The sequence below is a fragment of the Micromonospora cathayae genome (assembly GCF_028993575.1).
Classification (GTDB): domain Bacteria; phylum Actinomycetota; class Actinomycetes; order Mycobacteriales; family Micromonosporaceae; genus Micromonospora; species Micromonospora cathayae.
Window position 1 is genome coordinate 4,566,252 of sequence record NZ_CP118615.1, and the last position, 22,343, is coordinate 4,588,594.

Annotated in this window: 8 protein-coding genes and 1 riboswitch; of the genes, 1 reads left to right on the top strand and 7 read right to left on the bottom strand. The window is 75.5% G+C overall.

The annotated features are described in order from the left end of the window. Nucleotides 1-2: 2 nt before the first annotated feature. The 7 genes from PVK37_RS20685 to PVK37_RS20715 all read right to left on the bottom strand — a co-directional run bounded on the left by PVK37_RS20685 (nt 3) and on the right by PVK37_RS20715 (nt 20,554). Nucleotides 3-629, bottom strand: a complete 627-nt coding sequence (locus PVK37_RS20685) for a response regulator transcription factor (protein WP_275029231.1) — start codon at nt 627-629, stop codon at nt 3-5. Next, nucleotides 626-1,789 (bottom strand): histidine kinase, encoded by a 1,164-nt coding sequence (locus PVK37_RS20690; protein ID WP_423791094.1) that lies wholly within the window; start codon nt 1,787-1,789, stop codon nt 626-628. The genes PVK37_RS20685 and PVK37_RS20690 overlap by 4 nt, the downstream gene beginning before the upstream one ends. Nucleotides 1,790-1,802: 13 nt before the next feature. Beyond that, nucleotides 1,803-2,258 carry an ABA4-like family protein gene (locus PVK37_RS20695; protein WP_275029233.1) on the bottom strand — a complete coding sequence of 152 codons (456 nt, stop codon included), beginning with the start codon at nt 2,256-2,258 and terminating at the stop codon, nt 1,803-1,805. Next, a complete protein-coding gene (locus PVK37_RS20700) occupies nt 2,255-3,181 on the bottom strand; it encodes a hypothetical protein (RefSeq protein WP_275029234.1) in 927 nt (308 codons plus the stop codon). Before PVK37_RS20700 ends, PVK37_RS20695 begins: the two co-directional genes overlap by 4 nt. A 165-nt stretch (nt 3,182-3,346) precedes the next feature. Next, a complete protein-coding gene (gene metH, locus PVK37_RS20705) occupies nt 3,347-6,919 on the bottom strand; it encodes a methionine synthase (RefSeq protein WP_275029235.1) in 3,573 nt (1,190 codons plus the stop codon). A 15-nt stretch (nt 6,920-6,934) separates the two neighbouring features. Next, a riboswitch (S-adenosyl-L-homocysteine riboswitch) is annotated at nt 6,935-7,016 on the bottom strand. Nucleotides 7,017-7,078: 62 nt separating this feature from the next. Next, nucleotides 7,079-19,678, bottom strand: a complete 12,600-nt coding sequence (locus PVK37_RS20710) for a non-ribosomal peptide synthetase (protein ID WP_275029236.1) — start codon at nt 19,676-19,678, stop codon at nt 7,079-7,081. A gap of 45 nt (nt 19,679-19,723) precedes the next feature. Next, nucleotides 19,724-20,554: a class I SAM-dependent methyltransferase gene (locus PVK37_RS20715; RefSeq protein ID WP_275029237.1), complete on the bottom strand. Its 831-nt coding sequence runs from the start codon at nt 20,552-20,554 to the stop codon at nt 19,724-19,726. A gap of 265 nt (nt 20,555-20,819) precedes the next feature. Here PVK37_RS20715 and PVK37_RS20720 point away from each other — a divergent pair, with 265 nt between their 5' ends. Next, a complete protein-coding gene (locus PVK37_RS20720; RefSeq protein WP_275029238.1) occupies nt 20,820-22,343 on the top strand; it encodes an MFS transporter in 1,524 nt (507 codons plus the stop codon).

Genomic DNA, 22,343 nt, shown 5'->3' on the forward strand with positions numbered 1-22,343 from the left:
CGTCAGCCGGTGCGGGCGCACAGGGCCAGGCGTACCCGGTTGGGGCTGCCGGTCTTGGCCATCAGGCTGGTGATGTGGGTTTTGACCGTGGTGACGCCGATGTGCAGCCGTTCGGCGATCTCCGTGTTGGACAGCCCCTCGGCGACCAGGTCCAGCACGTCTCGTTCGCGGGCGGTCAGCCCCGTCACCGGCCGGGCCGCCCCGGCCTGCGCCCGCACCGCCCGCTGCACCAGCCGCCGGAGCACCTCCGGGCTGAACGGGCTGTCCCCGGCGGCGGCCCGCCGGACCCCGTCCAGCAGCTCGGCCGGCGGCGCGTCCTTGAGCAGGAAACCGCAGGCCCCGGCGGTCAACGCCGGATAGAGGTGGTCGTCGTCGCCGAAGGTGGTCAGCACCAGCACCCGGACGGTGGGCCGGTCGGCGAGGATCCGGCTGGTCGCGGTGATCCCGTCCACCCCCGGCATGCGCAGGTCCATCACCACCACGTCGGGGACCAACCGGGCGGCCAGGGAGACCGCCTCGCGGCCGTTGCCGGCCTCGCCGACCACCTCCATGTCCGGCTGGGCGTCACACAGCATCCGCAGGCCCGCCCGGATGAGCTGCTGGTCGTCCACCAGCAGGACGCGGATCACGCCGGCCCCGCAGCGGCCGGGAGGACGGTACCCACCCGCCAACCCTCCTTCGTCGGGCCGGCCTCCAGCCGGCCGCCGAGCACCTCGACCCGCTCCCGCATGCCGGTGATGCCGTGGCCGCCGCCGGACGGCAGCACCGTCGACGTCGACCCGCCGCCGTCGTCCGACACCTCCCAGTGCACGTCCCCGTCCACCACGGCCACGGTGAGCCGGGCCAGCGCGGCCGAACCGGCGTGCTTCGCCACGTTGGTCAACGCCTCCTGGGTCAGCCGCAGCACCGCCAGCCCACGCACCGCGTCGAGCGTCCCGATCGCCGGATCGAGGTCGGCCTCCACGGTGACGCCGGCCTGGCGGGCCCGGTCCACCGTCGCGTCCAACGCCGCCGGCAGCGCCGTCGGCTCGATCGCGGTCAGGGCCGCGTCCCCCCGTACCCCGTCGGGGTCGCGCAGCACCGCGACCAGCCGGCGCAGGTCGGCCAGGGCCGCCGTCCCGGTGCCGTGCACGTCGTCGAACACCTCGCCCACCCGGGGATCCAGGTCGGTCAGCACATGCCGGGCCACCCCCACCCGCAGCACCATCGACGCCACATGGTGCGCCACCACGTCGTGCAGTTCGCGGGCGATGGCACTGCGCTCGTCGGCGCGGGCGGCCCGGCTCTCCGACTCCCGGCGGCGCTGCTCCTCGGCCGCCCGCTGCTGCGCCTGCCGGGTCACCTCCCCGGTGGTCCGGATGACCAGGCCCAGCAGCAGCGGCACCCCGACCTCCACCAGCAGCCCGGCCACCCCGGACAGGAACTGGCGGACCGGGACACCGAGGGAGTCGGTCAGGTCGACCACCGCCAGCAGCCCGGCGGACAGCCAGATCGTCCGGGGCCGGGCGGCCCGTACGGTCAGTTCGAGCAGCGCCCAACTGGCCCCCACCTGGTTGATCGTGATGTCGTCGACCAGCGCGATGGTGACCGCCAGCAGCGCGGTCTGCAGCAGCAGGTTGACCAGCACCCGGCGGTGGAACGACAGCCCGACGGCGAACGCGCCCACCGCCAGGACCCACTGGGCCGGCGTGCCGTCGCCCGGCATACCGAAGACCAGGTAGCCGACGCCGCTGAGGATGACCAGCACCATCCGGACCAGCGAGTCCCGCGCGTCGAACAGCCGTCCCACCCAGTCCACCGGATCAGCCTAGGTGCTGCGGTGCGCCGTCACCCGACGTGACCGGCCGGGGCCACCGGGTCCGGGCGGCCAGGTGGGCGGCCAGCCCGAGCGGTCCGAGCAGGATCGTCAGGACCAGCACCGGGCCCGTCACCAGCGCCGGCATGCCCCGTTCCCGGGCGTCCAGCCACGCCCACCGGCCCACGAACAGGTCGAACGCGATCATGTGCGCCCAGGCCGCCGCCGTACCGTCGGCGGTGCCCAGCAGGTCCCGTACGCCGTCCAGGGTGGGGACGGCCACGGCCGGCAGCACCTCCCCGAGCGCCGGCAGCACCAGGACCGCGTAGACCACCAGCACCGGGGCCACGATCAGCGGCGACCGGACCACCCGGGCGGTCACCGACCAGTTCGGCAGCAGGATCATCAGCACCCAGAACGGCGCGGCCAGCGCGAACGTCAGCGGGAACAGCACGCCGCTCATGCCACCAGCGCCAGTTCCGGGCGGCGGCGTCGGGCCACGACCACCCCGACGGCGGTCAGCGTCCCGGCCAGCAGGGCCGCCGCGACGGCCAGGGTGAGCGCGTCCGGCCGCAGCAGCGGCTGCCCGCGCAGCGCCTGCCAGGTCACCAGCAGGGTGACCGCCCCGTACGCGCCGCCCGCCACCACCAGCAGCCGCACCCGGGTACGTTCGTCCAGCCGGCCGGCGAACCGGGCCAGCAGCATCGCCAGCAGCGGCAGCGCCTGCAGGGCGTGCAGCCCCACGAAGTGCCCGACCCGCAGGTCGCCGCCGGTGGTGCTCCACCCGACCAGCGGCAGCCCCGGCCCACCGTCCGGCACGCCCACACTGTGCGCCCCGGCGATCCCGGCCACGCCCGGCGCCTGGGCCGGCAGCACCATCGGCACCGCCACCGCCATGCCGAGCAGGGTCAGGCCCGACCCCAGCCCCACCGCGTACCGGGCGACCCGGTCGGCGAACCGCTGCCGCAGCAGCACCACCCCGATGACCAGGTGCGCGACGAACAACACCATGATCGCCGCACCCATCACCTGCCACAGGACGGCGTTCAGCGGCGTCGTCTCGTTGTAGTGGCTCGTCGTGCCGCGCAGCACCTGCCCGACGATCACCACCATCTCCACCACCCCCATCGCGACCACCACGGTGGCCGCCCGCTCGGCGACCCGGTTGCGGCGCGGCAACAGGGCGAGCATCCAGGCCAGGGTGGTGCCGTACAGCACGAACGACACGGCGAACTTCAACGGCTTCAACCAGATCGGCGCACCGGTGAGGACCCGCGGGTCGACCAGGACGCCGATCGCGCAACCGACGGCGAGCACCCCCATCACCGAGACGAAGACCATCAGCGGGCGGTGCCAGTGGGCCGCCCGACGCAGCGTGTGTGTCATACCGCTGAGGTTGCTGCCTGAACCTCACCGGTTCGCCCGACCAGCGGCCCCGGTCGCGGCCGGTGGTCGGAGCCTGCCTCCTACCCGGGTAGGAGACCGGCCGGGCCCGCCGCCACCACGACGCGGCGGGCCCACCACCGGACGGTCAACCCGTCCGGCGGACGGTCAGCCCAGGTTGGGCCGGAGCCACGGCTCGACCTCCTCGTACGACAGGCCGCGCCGGGCGGCGTAGTCGCGGGCCTGGTCGTCGCCGATCCGGCCCACCGTGAAGTACCGCGACGCCGGGTGGGCGAACAGCAGCGCGCTGACCGCCGCCGCCGGCGTCATCGCGTACGAACTGGTCAGGCCCAGCCCGGCCCGCTCCGCGTCGAGCAGCGTGAACAGCTCCTGCTTGAGGCTGTGGTCGGGGCTGGCCGGGTAGCCGAGCGCCGGCCGGATGCCCCGGAACCGTTCGGCGTGCAGGTCCGCCAGCGCCGGCTCGGCGTCCGGCTCGTACCACTCGCGGCGGGCGGTCAGGTGGATCCACTCGGCGAACGCCTCGGCGAGCCGGTCGGCCAGCGCCTTCACCATGATCGCCCGGTAGTCGTCGTGCTCGGCCTCGTACCGGGCGGCCAGCTCCTCCGCGCCGTGCACCGCCACCGCGAACCCGCCCAGGTGGTCGCCGGCCGGGGCGACGTAGTCGGCCAGGCAGCGGTTCGGCCGGCCGTCCGGCTTGGCGGTCTGCTGACGCAGCATCGGCAGCCGGACCCCGTCGACCACCAGGTCGTCCTGCTCGGCGTGCGCCGGCCAGAAGCCGTACACGCCGTGGGCGGTCAGCGCGCCGGTGGCGACGATCTCGTCCAGCAGCGCGGTGGCATCGGCGAACAGGTCCCGGGCGGCCGGCTGTTCCAGGATCGCCGGATACTTGCCCTTCAGCTCCCAGGCCAGGAAGAAGAACTGCCAGTCGATCATCTCGCGGAGCGTGGTCAGGTCCGGCCGGACCTCGCGTACGCCGGTGAAGGCCGGCACCGGCAGGTCGGCGAAGGAGACCGTCTCCCGGTTGGCGCGGGCCCGTGCCAGCGGCAGCAGCGGCGTCCGCTGTCGCTTCTCGTGCTGCTCGCGCAGCCGGGCCTGCTCGACCCGGTTCTCGTCGTCCAGCTTCTCGGCGCGGTCGGCGTCCAGCAGGTCGGACACCACCCCGACCACCCGGGAGGCGTCCAGCACGTGCACGGTGGTGCCGTCGTAGGCGGGCGCGATCCGCACGGCGGTGTGCTGCCGGGAGGTGGTGGCCCCACCGATCAGCAGCGGCAGGGTCAGCCCGCGGCGCTGCATCTCGGCGGCGACCGTGACCATCTCGTCCAGCGACGGCGTGATCAGCCCGGACAGGCCGACCGCGTCCGCCTTCTCGGTCACCGCGACGTCCAGGATCTTCGCGGCCGGGACCATCACGCCGAGGTCGATCACCTCGTAGTTGTTGCAGCCGAGCACCACCCCGACGATGTTCTTGCCGATGTCGTGCACGTCGCCCTTGACCGTCGCCAGCACCACTTTGCCGGCCCCGCGTCCGACGCCGGCCGCCTTCTCCGCCTCCATGAACGGTTCCAGGTAGGCCACCGCCCGCTTCATCACCCGGGCGCTCTTCACCACCTGGGGCAGGAACATCTTCCCCGCGCCGAACAGGTCGCCGACGATCTTCATGCCGTCCATCAGCGGCCCCTCGATCACCTCCAGGGGGCGGTCGGCCTGCTGCCGGGCCTCCTCGGTGTCGGCCTCGATGAAGTCGACGATGCCGTGCACCATGGCGTGCGACAGGCGTTCCCGTACCGGCGCCTCCCGCCAGGACAGGTCCACCGTGCGGCGGGTCCCCGAGCCCTGCACGCTGCCGGCGAACGTGACCAGCCGGTCGGTGGCGTCCGGCCGCCGGTCGAAGATCACGTCCTCGACGAGCTCCAGCAGGTCGGCCGGGATGTCCTGGTAGACGGCGAGCTGGCCGGCGTTGACGATGCCCATGTCCAGCCCGGCCCGGACCGCGTGCAGCAGGAACGCCGAGTGCATCGCCTCCCGGACCACGTCGTTGCCCCGGAACGAGAACGACAGGTTGGAGATGCCGCCGCTGGTCCGCGCGCCCGGACAACGCTGCTTGATCAGCGGCAGCGCGTCGATGAACGCCTTGGCGTACCCGTTGTGCTCGGCGATGCCGGTGGCGACGGCCAGCACGTTCGGGTCGAAGATGATGTCCTCGGGGTCGAAGCCGGCACTGCCGATGAGCAGGTCGTACGCCCGGCCGCAGATCTCCACCTTGCGTTCGGTGGTGTCGGCCTGGCCCTGCTCGTCGAAGGCCATCACCACCACGCCCGCGCCGTACTCGCGGATCCGGCGGGCCTGCTCGAGGAACGGCTCCTCGCCCTCCTTGAGGCTGATCGAGTTGACCACGCCCTTGCCCTGCACGCACTTCAGCCCGGCCTCCAGCACGCTCCACCGCGAGCTGTCGATCATGATGGGGATGCGGGCCACCTCGGGCTCGGTGGCGATCAGGTTGAGGAAGGTGGTCATCGCCCGCTCGCTGTCGAGCAGGTCGGCGTCCATGTTGACGTCGAGCAGGTTCGCCCCGCCCCGGACCTGCTCCAGGGCCACGTCGACGGCCGCCTGGTGGTCGTCGGCCTCGATCAGCCGGCGGAACCGGGCCGAACCGGTGACGTTGGTGCGCTCGCCGATCATCACGAACCCGGTGTCCGGGCCGATCTCGAAGGTCTCCAGCCCGCTGAACCGGGTCGCGGCCGGCCGGGCCGGCAGCTCACGCGGGGCCAGCCCGGCGACCGCGGTGGCGATCCGCTCGATGTGCGCCGGCGTGGTACCGCAGCAGCCACCGACGATGTTGACCATCCCGTCCCGGGCGAACCCGGCGATCAGCTCCCCGCTCTCCTCCGGGGACTGGTCGTAGCCGCCGAACGCGTTCGGCAGGCCGGCGTTGGGGTGGGAGGCGACGTACGTGTCCGCCAGCCGGGACAGCTCGGCCAGGTGCGGACGCATCTCCGCCGCCCCCAGCGCGCAGTTCATCCCGACCACCAGCGGCTCGGCGTGCGCGATCGACGTCCAGAACGCCTCGACGGTCTGCCCGGACAGGGTCCGCCCGCTCAGGTCGACGATGGTCACCGAGATCCACAACGGCAGGTCCGGGGCGACCTCGCGGGCCGCGGCGATCGCCGCCTTCGCGTTGAGCGTGTCGAAGATCGTCTCGACCATCAGCAGGTCGACCCCGCCCTCGACCAGGGCGGCGATCTGCTCGGCGTACGCGGCGCGCACCTGCTCGAAGGAGACCGCCCGGTAGGCCGGGTCGTCGACCTTCGGCGACAACGACAGGGTGACGTTCAGCGGACCGATCGAGCCGGCCACGAACCGCCCGCCGGCCTCGTCGGCGGCCTGGCGGGCCAGCTGCGCCCCACGGACGTTCATCTCCCGTACCGCCGACTCCAGACCGTAGTCGGCCTGACCGATGCTGGTCGCGGTGAACGTGTTGGTGGTGGTGATGTCGGCGCCGGCGGCAAGATACCGGCGGTGCACGTCCAGGATGAGGTCCGGCCGGGTCAGGTTGAGCAGGTCCGGGTCACCGGTGACGTCGAGCGGATGGTCGGTGAACCGGTCACCGCGGTAGTCGGCGGGCGTGAGCTTCGCGCCCTGGAGCATGGTGCCCCACGCACCGTCCAGCACCACGATCCGCTGGCCCAGCAGTTCCCGCAGCTCCGACAGCGAATTTCGCACCCGCGCACCTCCCAGTAGTGGGAGGCGCCCTTGTGACGGTGATGCGTCCCGACCGAGCGTGGCGGGCGTTTCGCCCGTTGCAGCGCCTCTCGGCCGGGTCTCTGAGTCTAGTCGATGTCCCTCCCGTGACGTGTTCTTCGTTGCGCAATGTGGGACGGGTCAGTCGTCCGGTGGCTCCGCGCCGGCACCTGGAGGCACCGTGACCAGGGGTTCGGACCAGCCGGTCAGGGCCGGCCGGACCCGGTGACGCAGCAGGTGCAGCGGCGCGGCGGTGACCCCGGTCCCGGCGAGGGCCCGCGCGTACCGGACCACCGTCGGCTGCTCCACCGGGCCGTGCACCAGCGGCAACCCCGGCACCGCCGCCCAGAGCAGGGCTTCCAGCTGGCAGGAGGCGACCGTGGCGGGCAGGCCCTGACCGGCCGCGTGCCCGGCCACCACCGCCGGCGGCAGGTCCACCGGCACGGTACGCGTGGCACCGGCCAGGTGCAGCAGGCCACCACCCACCACGAGCAGGTCACCGGCGGACCGCATCCGGGCCAGGGCACGGGCCGGATCCAGGGCGTGCGGGAAGGAGTCGTCGACGACGATCGTGCCGGGACGCAGCCGGTCGACGTCGATCGGCTGGCTCGCGGCACTGGTCGCGCCGATGACCACGTCCGCCTCGTACACGCCGGCCGGCACGCCCGGCGTGGACCGGCACGTCTCGACCGCGCCATGGAAGCCGTCGGCGCGCAGCCGGGCGGCGTGGGCGGCCAGCCGGGGCGCGGCCGCCGGCACGTCACAGAGCACGAGCCGGGCCGGCGGGCGGGCGGCACGGGCCAGCAGCAGCCGGGACGAGGTGGACCCGATCGAGCCGAGACCGACCACGGCGACGGTTCGCCCGGCCAGGTCCCCGCCCACCGCGGCCAGCGCCGCCTCCACCGTCAACACCACGGAGACGGCGGTGACCGCGTGTCCCGTGGTCACCGCCACGCCCGCGCGGGTACGCCGCAGCACGCCGACGCCGTAGCCGGTGTGGGCGGGGATCATGCCGGCCAGCGACACGCACCGCGCCCCGAGGTCGGCGGCCAGGTCGACGGCGTGGGCGGTCTCGGCGGCGAGGCTCTCCCGCGCCCCGGTCAGCTCGTCGGCGAAGCGGGGCAGGCAGACGAACCCCGAGGTGCCCAGCGGGGTGGTCAACTCCTCCAGCAGCCGTGGTCCGCCGGCCGGGAACAGCAGGTCCCGTAGCTGGTCCCGGGGCAGGCTGTCGGCGGGCAGCCCGGCGAGCGCGGCGAGCTGGGCCGGCGGCGGCAGGTAACCGACGATCGCCGCGTCCAGCCGTCCCGGCGTCGGGGCGGCCCGCCCCGACGGCATGGCCACCTCCTCCGGTGGCGCGGCGTGGTCCGGCTGTCCCTGTGCCGTGACGCGCTCCCCCCGACCGCTGGTCGTCGGCGGTGCGGCGGCGGTCGCGGCGGCGGCCAGCTCGTCCCGCAACCAGCCGGCGAGCTGGGTGAGCTGGTCCGGGCCCACCGCCACCGCCGAGGCACGGACCGTCACCCGGAGGCCGTCCGGGACCGGCCGGGCGGTCAGGAACAGGTCGGTGCCGATCGGCGGCGGTGCCAGGTCGGTGTCCTCGTCGTCCCAGTCCAGGCTGAGCTGCCCCGCCTCCGGAGCCGGGCCGGCCACCCCGAGGGCGGCGAAGTCCAGGAAGCTGAAGAAGAACTGCGCGCCGAGCGGAGCGCCGTCCCGCCGCCCGGTGCCGCCCAGGGTGGCGATCGACGGCGGATCGTCGTGCTGCCGGGCGGCGGTGACCTCACCGGCGACCCGGGCCAGGTGCGCCGGGAAACCGCCACCGCCGGTCAGCCGTAGCGGCAGCATCGCCGCGCACGGACCGAACAACCGGTGCAGGTCGGGCAGCAGGGCATGGTCCCGGCCGGTGACGGCCAGACCGACGACCAGGTCGTCCTGGCCGGTGTAGCGGGCCAGGGCCCGGTGGTACCCGGTCAGCACCGTCGCGTACAGCGTGGTCGCCGCGTCGGCGGCGAGCCGGCGCAGGCCGTCGACGACCGCCGTGCCGAGAGTGAAGCCGGCCACCGACGCCGCGGTTCCCGACGGTGGCCGGGCCGGTGCCGGGGTCGCCGCTGGTGATGGTGGGGCCGGTGGCGGGGCCGGCGGTGGTGCGGTCCCGGCCGGGCCGGGACGGTGACCGGCGCGCAGCGTCGGCGGCTGGTAGGGCGGGCCGAACCGGTGGCTCCACCAGGCCAACGCGGCGGGATCGGGCGGCGCGTCCGCCCGCCTGGTCAGCAGCGCCACGTAGTCCCGGAAGCTCGCCCGCAGCTCGGGGAGCCCGGCGGACTCACCGGCGGCCAGCCGACGGTAGACCGTGAGCAGCTCGCGGCCGAGCAGGGCCACGCTGTATCCGTCACCGATCACGTGGTGGGCGTGCACCAGCAGGACGTGCTCGTCGGGTGCCACCGCCAGCAGCCGCAACCGCAGCAGCGGCCAGGCCCACGTCTCGAACCGGCGGCCGCGTTCCTCGGCGACCCGGGCCGCCAGGTCGGCGGGGGCGGACAGCACCTCGTACCCGACCGGCAGCCGCAGCGACGCGGGCAGCTCCTGTTGCACCGGCGGCCGGACCCCGGCGGGGAAGACCGTCCGCAGCATCCGGTGCCGGGCGACGAGGACGTCGACGGCGCGCTGGAACACGTCGCGGCGCAGCGAACCCCGGAGCCGCAGGCGGGCCAGCCAGGCGGTGCCGGCACCGGGGGAGACCGCGTCGGCGAGCAGGAACCCGCGCTGGGTCGCCGTCACGGGGAACGGAACCGTCGGGTCGGTGGCAGCAGGACCGGCAGGGCAGGTGTCGCCTACCGGGCGGCCGGCTCCGGGCGGCCGGGCCGGGTCGGTGGCCGCCGTGTCGATCGCGGCGGCCAGTCCGGCGAGGGTGCGGTGCCGGTAGATCAGGTTCGGTCCCGGTACGGCGGGCGACTGCTCCCGCAACCGGGCGAACACCTCCAGCACCAGGATGGAGTCACCGCCGAGGCTGAAGAAGTCGTCGTCCGGGCCGATCGACGGCAGGTCGAGCAGGTCGCACCAGATCCGGGCCAACCTCTGTTCGGTGCCGGTGGGAGAAGCCGCTACCGGAGGGGAGCCGTCGCCGGTGGACCCGGCCCGGACCCGCGCCCACAGCCGGTCCCGGTCGATCTTGCCGACGGCGGTCACCGGCAGGTCGTCCAGCAGGTGGATCCGGGCCGGGACCATGTGATCCGGCAGGCTGGCGGCGAGATGGGCACGCAACCCGGCCAACGTCGGGGCGGCCCCCGGTCCGGGACGGACGAAGGCGTGCAGCCGCGGGTGCGGATCGGCCCGGTGCAGCACCACCGCGGCGGTCACCTGCGGGTGCCGGCGCAGCACCGCCTCGACCTCACCGGGCTCCACCCGGTAACCGTGGATCTTCACCTGGTCGTCGAGCCGGCCCAGGAACTCCAGGTTGCCGTCCGGCCCGACGCGTCCCCGGTCGCCGCTGCGGTAGAACCGCTGGCCGTCGCGGAACACGAAGGCGGCCCTGGTCAGCTCCGGCTCACCGAGATAGCCGGCGGTGAGCCCGACCCCGCCCAGGTACAGTTCGCCGGCCGTCCCGGGGGGACAGTCCCGTCCCTCGGCGTCGACGACTCGGACGACCGCTCCGCCCACCGGCCGGCCGATCGGCAGCCGGCGCACCTCGTCGCCCGGCCGTCGGTCGATCAGGTGCCAGGTGGCGTTGATGGTGGCCTCGGTCGGGCCGTACAGGTTGGTGATCCGGCAACCGGCACCGAACAGGTCGAACCAGCGCCGTACCGGCACCGGCGACAGCTCCTCCCCGCCGACGTGCACCCAGCGCAGCGCGTCCAGCCGCGCCGGCGTACCCCGGTCGGCCCGTTCCTCGGCGGCGCGCAGGATCCGCTCCCACAGGGTGGGTACCGAACTCCACACGGTGATCCGGTCCTGTTCCAACCGGGCCAGCAGGGCGTGCGGGTCCCGCCGCAGCGCCGGGGGCACGGTGACCACGGTGGCGCCCACCAGCAACGGTGCCAGCACCTGCCGGACCGACGCGTCGAAGCAGATCGAGGAGGTCTGCGCGAGCCGGTCCCCGGGCCGGTAACCGAAGGTGGTGACCGCCCAGTCGAGGTAGTTCAGCATGGACCGGCGGGAGACCGGCACGCCCTTCGGTCGTCCCGTCGAACCCGACGTGAAGATCACGTAGGCCGGGTCGTCCGGGGCCGGTACGGCGGCCACCGGTTCGGGACCGGGCCGTCCGGCTCCGGCCGGTACGGGATCGGGCTGATCGGCTCCGGCTGCCGGGACCGGATCGGGCTGACCGGCTTCGGCTGTCGGGACCGGATCGAGCCGGACCGGCCGGGCCGCCCCGCCGATCCGTTCGGCGGCGTCGACGCAGTCGTCGTCGTGCAGGACCACCCCGACACCGGCCCGGTCGAGCTGGTCGCGGAGCCGGGCCGGCGGGTGTCCGGCGTCCAGCGGTACCCAGGCGGCACCGGCCCGGAGGATCCCGACGATCCCGACCACCGTGGCCGGGCCGGGCGCGGTGAGCAGTGCCACCCGGTCACCCGGACCCACCCGGTACCCGCCGAGCCGCGCCGCCACCCGGTCGGCGGCCAGGTCGAGGCCCCGGTACGTCACCGTCGCCGTACCGTCCCGCACGGCCACCGCCTCCGGGTACCGCCGGCACACCGCCCTGATCCGCGCGCTGACGTCGTCGCTGCCGGTGACGAGGTGGCGGGCGACGTCGCCGGCCACCGACCCGCCAGCCGGACGGCCGGTACCGGCATCGCCCTGGCCGACGCCGGCATCACCCTGGCCGGTACCGGCATCGACGTGGTCGACGCCGGCATGGCTGGTGCCGGTATCGACATCGGTGGTGGCAGGGGCGGTTCGCCCGGCCCCGGCCAGGGCGACCAGTTCCCGCCGGTGCTCGGCGGCGAGCCGGGCCACGGTGGCCCGGTCGAACAGCCGGGTCGGAAAGTTCCAGGAGAAGCGCAGGGTCGCGTCCGACTCCCAGCAGAGCAGGCTGAGCCGGGTCGCCGCCGAAGCGGTACCGGCGGCCGTCGCGGTCACCGCGACCGGGCAGTCACCGTCCCGGGTGACCGGGAAACGGGCAAAACTGAAACCGGCCGGACTCGCGGTGCGCGGGCCCGCCCCGGCCGGGTCGAGCAGCCGGGCCAGGTCGAGGGTGGACACCGAGCCGTGCCGCTGCGCGGTCGACCAGTCGACCCGGATCCGGTCGGCGAGCCGGCCCGCCGGCTCGTCCGGGTCCACGTCGACCAGCAGCGGCAGGGTGTCGGCGAACGGGCCGACGGTCCGCTCGATGCCGGGCAGCCGGGCGTCCCGGCCGGCCCGGGCCAGGTTCACCGGGATCCGCCGCTGCCCGCTCCACCGGGCCAGACACCGCACGTACCCGGCCAGCAGCAGGTGGAACAGCGATACCCCGGCGTCGGCGGCATGCTCCCGTAGCCCCGCCACCAGCGCCGGCTCCAGGTGTTCCGGGTGGCTGGCGTACGGGGGAGCGGGCGCCGTGTCGGGCGTGCCGTCGTACGGCAACCGCAACGTCCGCCCGTCCCGGGTGAGCACGTCCCGCCAGTACGCCAGATCCTGTTCCGCGGGTGCCCCGAGCCCCTGCGCGTACGTGCGGAAGTGGGCGGCCGGAAGCGGCACGTCCGGCGTCCGGCCCCGGGCCAGCGCGGTGTAGGTGGCCCACAGCTGCGCGCCGAGCAGGTTGAGACTGAAGCCGTCCCCGGCGGCGTGGTGCATGACCAGCACCAGGTGTGCCCGGTCGGGGGCCTCTCGGACCAGTACCGCCCGCAACGGCGGCTCCCGGGTGAGGTCGACGGGCGTGTTGCACAGCCGTTCCTCCAGCGCCGCGAGGGAACCGGTGAGCGGCTGCTCGGCGTACCAGGTCGGTCCGGCGGACGGTGGCAGCACCACCTGCCGGGGCGCGCCGGCCGTCGGGCCGGCGACGAACCGGACCCGCAGCATCGGGTGGCGGTTCTCCAGTTCGCCCAGGGCCCGGCGGAGCAGGTCGGCGTCGAGCGGCCCGGTGACGGTGTGCCGGACGAAGCCGTAGCTCGCCACCGTCGGGTGGAACCGCTCGTTGACGTGGAACGCCCGCTGCACAGGGGTCAGCGGGAACGCCTCGGCACCGTCCACGGTCGACGGCCCGGCACCGGGCGTGGTCGGCCGCCCGGCATGGTCACCGGTCGACGGCCCGACCTCGGGGACGGTCGACGGCCTGGTGCCGGGGACGGCCGACGGCCCGGTGCCGGGGGCGGTGGTCCCGGTGGGCTGGCCGGCGAGGTGCCCGGCCAGTTCGGCGACAGTGGTGTACTCGAAGAACAGGGTGACCGGTAGCTGCCGGCCGAGCTCGTCCTCCAGCCGCTTGACCAGGTCCACGGCCGCCAGGGAGTCCAGGCCGAGAGCGAGGAACGAGGTGTCGTCGGCGATCTCCTCCGGGCGGCGGTGCAGCGGTTCGGCCACCAGCCGGCGCAGCAACCCGGCCAGCTCCGGCAGAGCCGGCCCGTCGCCGCCGTTCCGCCCGGCGTCGCCGGGGTCGGTGGCGGCAGCCGGAGAGGGCTCCGGGAACCGGCCGGGCCGGGGCGGGGCATCGTCGTACCCGGCGGGGGCATCGTCGTACCCGGCCGGTGGTGGCGCTCCGGCAGCGGTCGGTGTGCGGGACGCGGTGTCCCGGTCGTCGCTCGCCGGCCCGGCCCGACCGTCCCGGTCAGCGGCACCGGACCCCGCACGCCGGTCCGGCACGGCCCGATGACGCAGGTCCGCCACGACCAGGTGGGCCGCGTCGACGTCTCCGGCGGCGAGGAGACCCCGCAGCGCGGCCCGGCCGGTCAGCCCGCCGACAGCACCCGCCGACCGCTCCCCGCCCGGGGCGGGGCCGGCCTGGCCCCCGTCGGGTGGGTGGCCGGGCTGCTGCCTGGTGGGCAGGACACCGGCCCGGGCGGCCATCCCGGTGTCGGTGATCGCGGCGAAGCCCACCGACTGGAACGGCCGCCCGGCGGCCCGCTGCGCGGCGGCGAACGCGTCGAGGAAGGCGTTGGCGGCGGCGTAATCTCCGACCGCGGCGGCCAGTCCCGGCAGGACCGCGCTGACCGACGAGAACCCCACCACCGCGGTCCGGTGGTGGCCGTGCCGGCGCAGCGTCTCGGCCACCAGGAAACTGCCGCGGACCTTGGGGGCCAGCACGGCGAGGACGTCGGGGACGGACTTGGTCCGCAACGTGCCCACCCGTACGGTCCCGGCCGCGTGGAACACGGTGTCCAACCGGTCCAGGCCGCCGAGCAGCGCGTCCACGTCGGCCGGGACGGTCACGTCACACCGGTGGTACGTGACGGTGGCGCCGGCGGCGCGGAGTTCGGTCAGCAGCGCGTCCGGCGGCTGGGTGGAGCGCCCGGCCAGCAGGAGGGTGGGGTGACCCCGGCGGACCAGGTGACGGGCCAGTTCGGCCCCGAGCCCACCGGCCCCACCGAGGAGCACGTGGACTCCGTCCGGATCGGTGCGCTGCGGTGGCGTCGCCACCTCGGTCAGCGCCCGGGTCAACCGGCGTCCACCCCGCCAGGCCACGCCGGTCGCCGGGACACCATCGGCGTCTCCCGCCGGTGCCGGTACGGCCGACGACGGGCGGCCGAACGCGGCGAGTTCCGCGCAGACCGCCGCCGACCGTACCGCCCGGTCGTCCGGCCCGGACAGGTCCACGATCCGTACCGGCAGGTCAGGTCGCTCGTCGGCCAGGGCGGCGGTCAACCCGGCCAGCACCCCGTGCACCGGCCGTGGCCGTTCGGTCGCCGTGCCGGTGACCTGCACGTCCTCGGTGACCACCAGCAGTGGCGTCGGGTCGTCGGCCAGGCCGTCCAGGAGCGTCCGGAAGGCGCGCACCAGCTCGGACACGACGCTGTCGAGGGTCGCCACGTCCGGCGGGTCGACCGCGGTCCCGGCCAGGAACACCAGCACGTCCGGGCGGCCCGAGGCGGCGGCCCGGCCCGCTCGGCGTGCGGGACCGGCAGGACACGGCTCCTCGGCATCCTGGCGGCCCGAGGCGGCGTCCCGGCTCACCTCGACGCCCCGCGCGGTGAGGTCGGCGGTGAGCCGGTCGGCGAAGTCGCTTCCGGTCCCCGGGCCGGCCAGCCGGACCCGCGTCGGCAGCGTCCCGCCCGGCGGGGGCGTCTCCCGCCAGGTGACCCGGTACAGCGGCACGTCGGGGTCCGGGCTGCCCGGGGGCCGGTACGCCCGCCGCTCGAACGGGTACGTCGGCACCGGGACCCGCCGCCGGCCGGCGTACAGCGCCGACCGGTCCAGCGGTCCGCCGCGCGCCCAGAGCCGGCCCACCGTCGCCAGCAGCGCCCCGGTCCCGCCCGCCGTCACCGCGTCCGGGGCGGGAACGGCCGGTACGCCCACCGGGGCCCCGTCGGCCGTCGCGCCGAGCGGGCCCGCGAACCCCGGTCCGAGCAGGCCGGCGGACCCCAGTTCGACGTACGTGTCGTAGCCGTCGGCGCGCAGCCGGCACAGTGCCGCCGGCAGCGTCGAGGGGTCGGCCGGTACGGCCGGCCAGTGCTCCGGGTCCCACCGCCCGGCGGCCGGACTGAACAGCGGCACCCGGTACGGTCCGGCGGGCCGCCGGTCACCCCCGCCCACCGCGAGCCGGACCGCGTCGGCGACGGTCAGCGCGCCCGCGACGGCCGCCGCCGCGAACTCCCCGGTCCCCTGGCCGAGCAGCGCGTCGGGTGTGACGCCCCAGGCGGTGAGCTGCCCGGCCAGCGCGACACCCAGCGCGAGGTGCACCGCTGCCAGCACGGTCCCGGCGGCCGGCACCGGTGCCGGGTCGGACGGCCCGGCCAGACACCAGGACAGCAGTGGCCGGCCGGCCACCGGCCCGGCGGCGGCGCACACCTCGGCGAGGACCGTCCGGAACACCGGCAGCCGGTCGTGCAGGTCCCGCACCACCTCGGCCGACGGCGGCGGGGTGTCCGCCCCCGGGAAGAGGAACACGGTACGGGGCCGGCGGCCGACCGGACGGTGGGCCGCGACCGCTGCCGCGTCCAGCCGGTCGGCCAGGTCCCCGGCGGCGACCACGGCCAGCCGGTACGGCCCGTCGTCGCGGGCGGTGCCGGCGCTGGCGCACACGTCGGCCGGGTCGAGTTCCGGGTGGGCGCGCAGGTGCCCGGCGAGGTCCCGGGCCGCCCGGCGCAGGGCGGTGGGGGTGTGCGCGGAGAGGGTCACCAGTTGGCTGACGGGCTGGCCGTCGGGGCCGGTCGGCACCGGTGCGGCCGGCGGCGCTTCCCGCAGGATGGCGTGCGCGTTCGTACCGCCGAAGCCGAACGCGTTGATCCCGGCCACCAGTGGTGCCGGTCCGGTCCACTCGCGGGTCCCGGTGACCACCGCGAAGCCCGCCGCGGCGAGGTCGAACCGGGTGGGCGGCCGGACGTGGTGCAGGGACGCCGGCAGCCGCCGGTGCCGCAGCGCCAGTACCACCTTCAGCAGTGCCGGCATGCCGGCGGCGTTGAGCAGGTGACCCAGGTTGGTCTTCACCGAACCCAGCCCGCGGGACGTCCCGTCCGCCGGGGGCGGGAACGCGTGCGCCAGGGACCGCACCTCCACCGGATCACCCAGCGGGGTGCCGGTGCCGTGGGCCTCGACGTAGCTGACCCGCGCCGGGTCGATGCCCGCTTCCCGGTACGCCCGGACGATCACCTCCTGCTGCCGGTGCGGGTTCGGGGCGAGCAGGCTCAGCGACCGGCCGTCGTTGCCGACCGCCGTCCCGGCGACCAGGGCCAGCACCTGGTCACCGGCGGCGTGGGCGTCGGCGGGCCGGCACAGCACGAGCGCCGCGCCACCCTCGCCGGGCACGAAACCGTCGGCCCCGGCGTCGAAGGCGCGGCACCGGCCGGTGGGGGAGAGGGCCTCGGCGGCGTCGAGCAGCCGGTACCCGGTGGGGGTGAGGTTGAGGTTGACCCCACCCACCACCGCGATGTCGCACTCGCCGCTGGCCAGGCTCCGCCCGGCGAGGTGCAGCGCGACCAGCGCCGAGGAACAGGCGGTGTCCACCGCCACGGCCGGCCCGGTCAGGTCGAGGGCCTGGGCCAGCCGGGCCGCCACCAGGTTGCGCAGGTTGCCGACCAGGGCGGCGGTCGACGCGGGCGGCCCGTCCCGGCCCAGCAGTTCCGGGTAGCCGCTCTCGCCGACGGCGGCGAAGATCCCGATCCGGCGGCCCTGCCGGCGCGGACCCGCGTACCCGGCGCGTTCCAGCGCCTCGTACCCGATCTCCAGGAACAGCCGGGCGTGCGGATCGGTGTACCGGGCCTCGGTGTCGGTGAGCCCGAAGAAGTCGGCGTCGAGGAGCATCGGGTCGTCGAGGAAGCCTCCCCACCGGGACGACCGGGCGGTCCACCGGTGCGCGGGGACCGGGCCGACCGCGTCCCAGCCCTCGACCAGCCGCTGCCAGAACTCCTCCGGGGTGGCCGCCCCGGGGAACCGGCAGGCCATCCCGATCACCGCCACCGACCCGGTCGGCGTCGCCAGGTCCGGGCCGACCGCCCGGGGCCTGTCGGTCGCCCCGGCCCGGTCGGTCCGGCCGGCTCCGTCGGTCGCCCCGGCCCGGTCGGTCCGGCCGGCTCCGTCGGTCGTCCCGGCCCCGTTGCCGGCTTCGGCGGTCGCCCCGGTCCCGTTGGCGGCCCCGGCTGTCGTCGGCGGTGTGGCGGCCCGCTCGGCGAGGCGGTCGGCGAGGGACGCCACCGTCGGACAGTCCCGCAGGTCGGCCGGGTCCACCGTGGTGCCGAGGACATCCTCCAGACCGGCCAGCACCTCCATCGCCCGCAGCGAGGACCCGCCGATGGACAGGAACCGGTCGTCCAGGCCGATGCCGTCGGCCGGCCGGTCCAGCACCCGCGCCCACACCTGACGGACCAGCCGTTCGATCTCGGGCCGGGACAGCCGGGCCAGCGTCGGTCCTGTGATCCCGGTCGGTCCGGTGGCCCTCATGTGCTCGGTGGGGTCGCCGGCGACGGTCGGCAGCTGGGTGGGTGGGGTGGTCCCGGTGGGTTCCGGCCTGCCCGCCGGTCCCGGGGCCCGGCACCAGCGCCGTTCCCGGTCCGCGAAGTCACCGGCCAGATACCGTTCCCGGATCCGGCGACGGCGCAACTTGCCGCTGGTGGTGCGGGCCAGCGCGCCCGGGGGCAGCGGCACCACCCGCACGTCGTCGTGCCCCGACGCCTCCGCCACCCGGGCCCGGACCGCGTCGAGCACCCCGGCCGCGCCGGCCGGGGGCCGCGCCCACGGTACGAACACCACGATCCGCTCGCCACCGGTGTCCGGGTCGGTGCAGCCGACCACCGCCGCCGAGGCGGTCGGTAGCCCGGCCGTGGTCGCGGCCACCTCCTCCAGGTCGGAGGCGTGGAAGGTCCGGCCGTTGACGAAGACCACGTCCTTGGCCCGGCCGGTGACGCAGAGCCGGCCGGCCCGCAGGAAACCCAGATCACCGGTACGCAGCCAGCCGTCCACGAAGGTCTCCCGGCTGGCCGGCCCGTCCCGGTGGTAGCGGCGGGCCACGTTCGGCCCGCGTACCTCGATCAGACCCACCCGGTTCCCGCCCACCGGCCGGCCCCGGTCGTCGACGATCCGCAGCGCGCAGCCGGCCACCGGGTGACCGAGGTCCATCAGCTCCACCGCGTGCGGCCCCGGACCGGTCGGCACCACCCGTCCCCGGCTCAGCTCGGCGCGGTCCAGCACCAGCGGGGCCGCCACCTCCCCGAGCGGCGGGAAGGTCACCGCGAGGGTCGCCTCGGCCAACCCGTACACCGGTTGCGGCGCGGCCGGGGCCAGTCCGGCCGGGCGGGTGTGCGCCAGGAAGGCCCGCCACACCGCCGCCGAGATCGGCTCCGCCCCCACCGCGACGAACCGGACCCGGCTCAGGTCCAGCCCGGCGAGGGTCTCCGCCGGTACCCGGCGTACCGCCAGCGCCAACGCGAAGTTCGCCGCCGACAGCAGCGTCGCCCGGTGCCGGTGGGCGGTGGTGAACCACAGCTCCGGTCGCTTGGCGAACGCCAGCGGCGGAATCCGTACCTGCTTGACGCCCGCCGACAGCGGGGTCAGGTGGGTGCCGATCAGCCCCATGTCGTGGAAGTACGGCATCCAGGTGACCAGCACGTCGTCCGGGCCCAGGCCGGTGGCGGCGCGGGCCTGGGCCAGGTTGGCCAGCACGTTGGCGTGGGTCAGCTCCACCCCCCGGGGTGACCCGGTGCTGCCCGAGGAGAACTGGAGGAACGCCACCTGGTCCGGGGCGGGCGTGGGCAGGGTGGCCGGTGGGCGGCCGGCGCGCAGCGCGGCCAGCCGCAGGACCGGCCCCGGCAGCCCGTCGGCCACCCGGGCGGTGGCGTCGTCGGTCACCACCACCGCCCCGGGCAGCAGGTCGCGCACCGCCCGTACCCGGGACGGCTCGGGTGGCAGCGGCACCGGCACCAGCCCGGCGGCGAGGGCACCCCAGAACATCGGCTGGAAGTCGTCCCCGGCGTCGGCGAGCAGCAGCGCCGGCGTACCCGGGGCCAGCCCGGCGGCCTGGTACCCGCCGGCCACCCGCAGCGACTCGTCGCGCAGCTCACGGTGGGTGACGGTGCGTTCGGTGCCGTCCGGGCGGACGTGCACGACGACCTGGCCGGGTGCCGTGTCGGCGGCGTGGAGGAGAACGTCGAGCAGCGTCCGGACGCCGCCGGAGCCGGGCAGGGTCCGCACGGCGACGATGCTAGTGACCGGTCCGGCCCACGGGGATCACCAGGGTCAGCGGGCTTCCCGGACCGCCTGGAGGGTGTACGACATGGGCAGCCGTTCCGGCCGGTCCACCAGTCGCCACTCCTGGTCGTCGCCGCGGGTCAGCTGGCCGGGCAGCCCGTTCCACGGGATGCTGTCGTGCTCGACCAGGCCGGTGACGCGCATCCCGGCCCCGAGTACGGCGGTGACGATCTCGCCGAGGCCGTGGTTCCACTCGTGCGTGACGTTCTGGGTGAACACGTGGTCGGTGCTCACGTACGTGCCGCCCTCGTCCCAGACGGTCGGCTCGGGCCGCTCGAAGTACGGGTACTCCAGGGCGAGCGCCCGGTCCGCGCGGCTCTCGTCGACGGCCCACAGCACCGGGTGTCCCTCCCGGACGAACAGCCGGCCACCCGGCCGCAGCAGCCGCCCGACCACCTCGGCCCAGCGGGCGATGCCGGGCAGCCAGCAGAGCGCGCCGATGCCGGTGTAGACCAGGTCGAACCCGCCGGCGTCGAGCACCTCCGCCGCGTCGTAGACGTCGGCCTCGACGAAGTCGACGTCGGCGTCGGCGCGCCGGGCCACCTCCCGGGCCTGGGCGAGCGACGCGCCGGAGAAGTCGAGGCCGGTCATCCGGGCACCCAGCCGGGCCAGCGACACCGTGTCGGTGCCGATGTGGCACTGCAGGTGTACGCCGCGCAGCCCGGTGAGGTCACCGAGGCGGGGCCGGTCGAACCGGACCACCGCGCTGAGGAAGGTGGGGTCGGTGGCGAACCGCTCGACCTCGTAGTCCGGGGAGGCGGCGTGGGCGGGCGCGCGTTCGTCCCAGTTGGCGCGGTTGACGGTGCGGTAGTCGGCCACGGCCCGGACCCTCGCACACGGCCCGGCCGGCCCGCCACCGGCTTTCCGGCCGCCGGGCCGACCGTACCCGCCCCGGCCGTCACGGAAAGTTGCCGGCCAGCTCCGGGTGGCGACGACTGATCTTTTTCGGCAGACTGTGCGGGGCGCGGGAGATCGACGGCTGCCGCTGACCGTCACCGTGGCCGGGACGGAGTGATCACGTGAGATCTGTCCGCCGTACCTCGGTCACCTGCCGACGAACCGGACCGGGCCGGCGGTGCGGCTGATGGCGCGGGTGCCCGCGTCCCGCGACGTGATCCTGTTCCGGGTGCTCGTGGTCGGCACCTCGATCTCGGCGTTCGGCAGCTATCTCAACATGGTGGCGCTGAACCTCTTCGTCTACCAGGCCACCGGCAGCGCGTTGCAGACCGGCGCGTTCATGGCGCTGCGGCTCGCCGCCGGTTTCCTCGCCGGCCTGGCCGGCGGCACCGTGGCGGCCCGGCTGCCCCGCCGACCGGTTATGGTCGCCTGCGATCTCACCCAGGCCGCCGCGCTCGTCGCCCTGGCGCTCGCCCCCTCCTCGGTACGCCTCGGCCTGCTGCCCGTCGTCGCCGTGGCCGGTGGGCTGCTCGGCACCACCTCGTCGGTGCTGCTGCGCAGCAGCGTCCCCGACCTGGTGCCGGGCGGCGACCGGGTGTCCGCGAACGGCCTGCTCGTCACCGGTCGGGCGGTGGCGATGACCCTCGGCTTCGCGGCCGGAGGACTGCTGGTCGGTTGGCTCGGCTACCGGGCGGCCTTCCTGGTGGACGCGGGCACGTTCCTCGTCTCGGGCGTCCTGCTGGCCGCCCTGCCGCTGCGCTTCCCGGGCCGCGGTGGCCGACCGTCCACGGTGGCCGCCGACCCGCCTGCCGCCGACTCGCCTGCCGCCGGTCGGGCGGCGGCCCGGCAGCGCCGCCGGCTGGCGTTCGCCGCGCTGCTGGCCGTGCCGGCCGTCCTGGTCATCGTGGTGGTCCGGGCCGCCGACGCGCTCGGCTCCGCCTCCCACAACGTCGGCCTGCCGATCTACGCCACCCAGATCCGCCCGGACGATCCGGCCGGCTTCGTCGGGAACTTCTTCGCGGTCTGGGCGGTCGGCCTGCTCACCGCCCACCAACTGGTCCGACGGCTGCACCGGTCCGGCTCCGGACTGGACGATCCACGACGCAGCGAACTCGCCTTCGTCGTCGGCACCTGCGTGATGTCCGCCGCCTTCATCGTCGCCTTCACCGACCTGCCCGGCTACTGGGTCTTCGCGGTGGCGCTGGTCGCCGGCGCGGCCGACGGCTTCACCGAGATCAGCTACACCACCCGCCTCCAGGCCGAACCCGACCCCCGGCGGGGCTACTTCTTCGGGGCGACCGCGATGGCCGAGAACGGTGGCTTCGGGGTGGGCATGATCGTGGCCGCCGGCCTGCTCGAGGTGTGGCGGCCGCTGCCGGTGGCCGCGGTCATGCACGGCGGGGTGGTGGTGCTGGCCCTCGCCGTCGCCCTGTTCGGCGCGGTACGCCGGCACCGGGGCCGGGACACGACCGGCCACCCACCGGCCTCCGGTGACCGGCACCCGTCGTCCGGCCCCACGACGAGCGGCGCGGACACCACCCCGGTACCGCCACCGTCGGCCGCCGCCCCGACCTCGGCCCCGAGTCCGGCTTCGGCCCCGACGGCGGCCCCGACTTCGACCTCGGCGCCGACGGCGGGTTCGGCCTCGGCCCCGCCATCGACGTCGACGGCGGCTCCGCCGGCTGCGTCGACCGAGGAGAGCAGGAGGTGA

What these genes read in the sequence shown, in the direction of transcription:
- PVK37_RS20695 (WP_275029233.1), bottom strand. Translation starts at nt 2,258, where the DNA reads ATGAGCGGCGTGCTGTTCCCGCTGACGTTCGCGCTGGCCGCGCCGTTC.
- PVK37_RS20720 (WP_275029238.1), top strand. Translation starts at nt 20,820, where the DNA reads ATGGCGCGGGTGCCCGCGTCCCGCGACGTGATCCTGTTCCGGGTGCTC.
- PVK37_RS20700 (WP_275029234.1), bottom strand. Translation starts at nt 3,181, where the DNA reads ATGACACACACGCTGCGTCGGGCGGCCCACTGGCACCGCCCGCTGATG.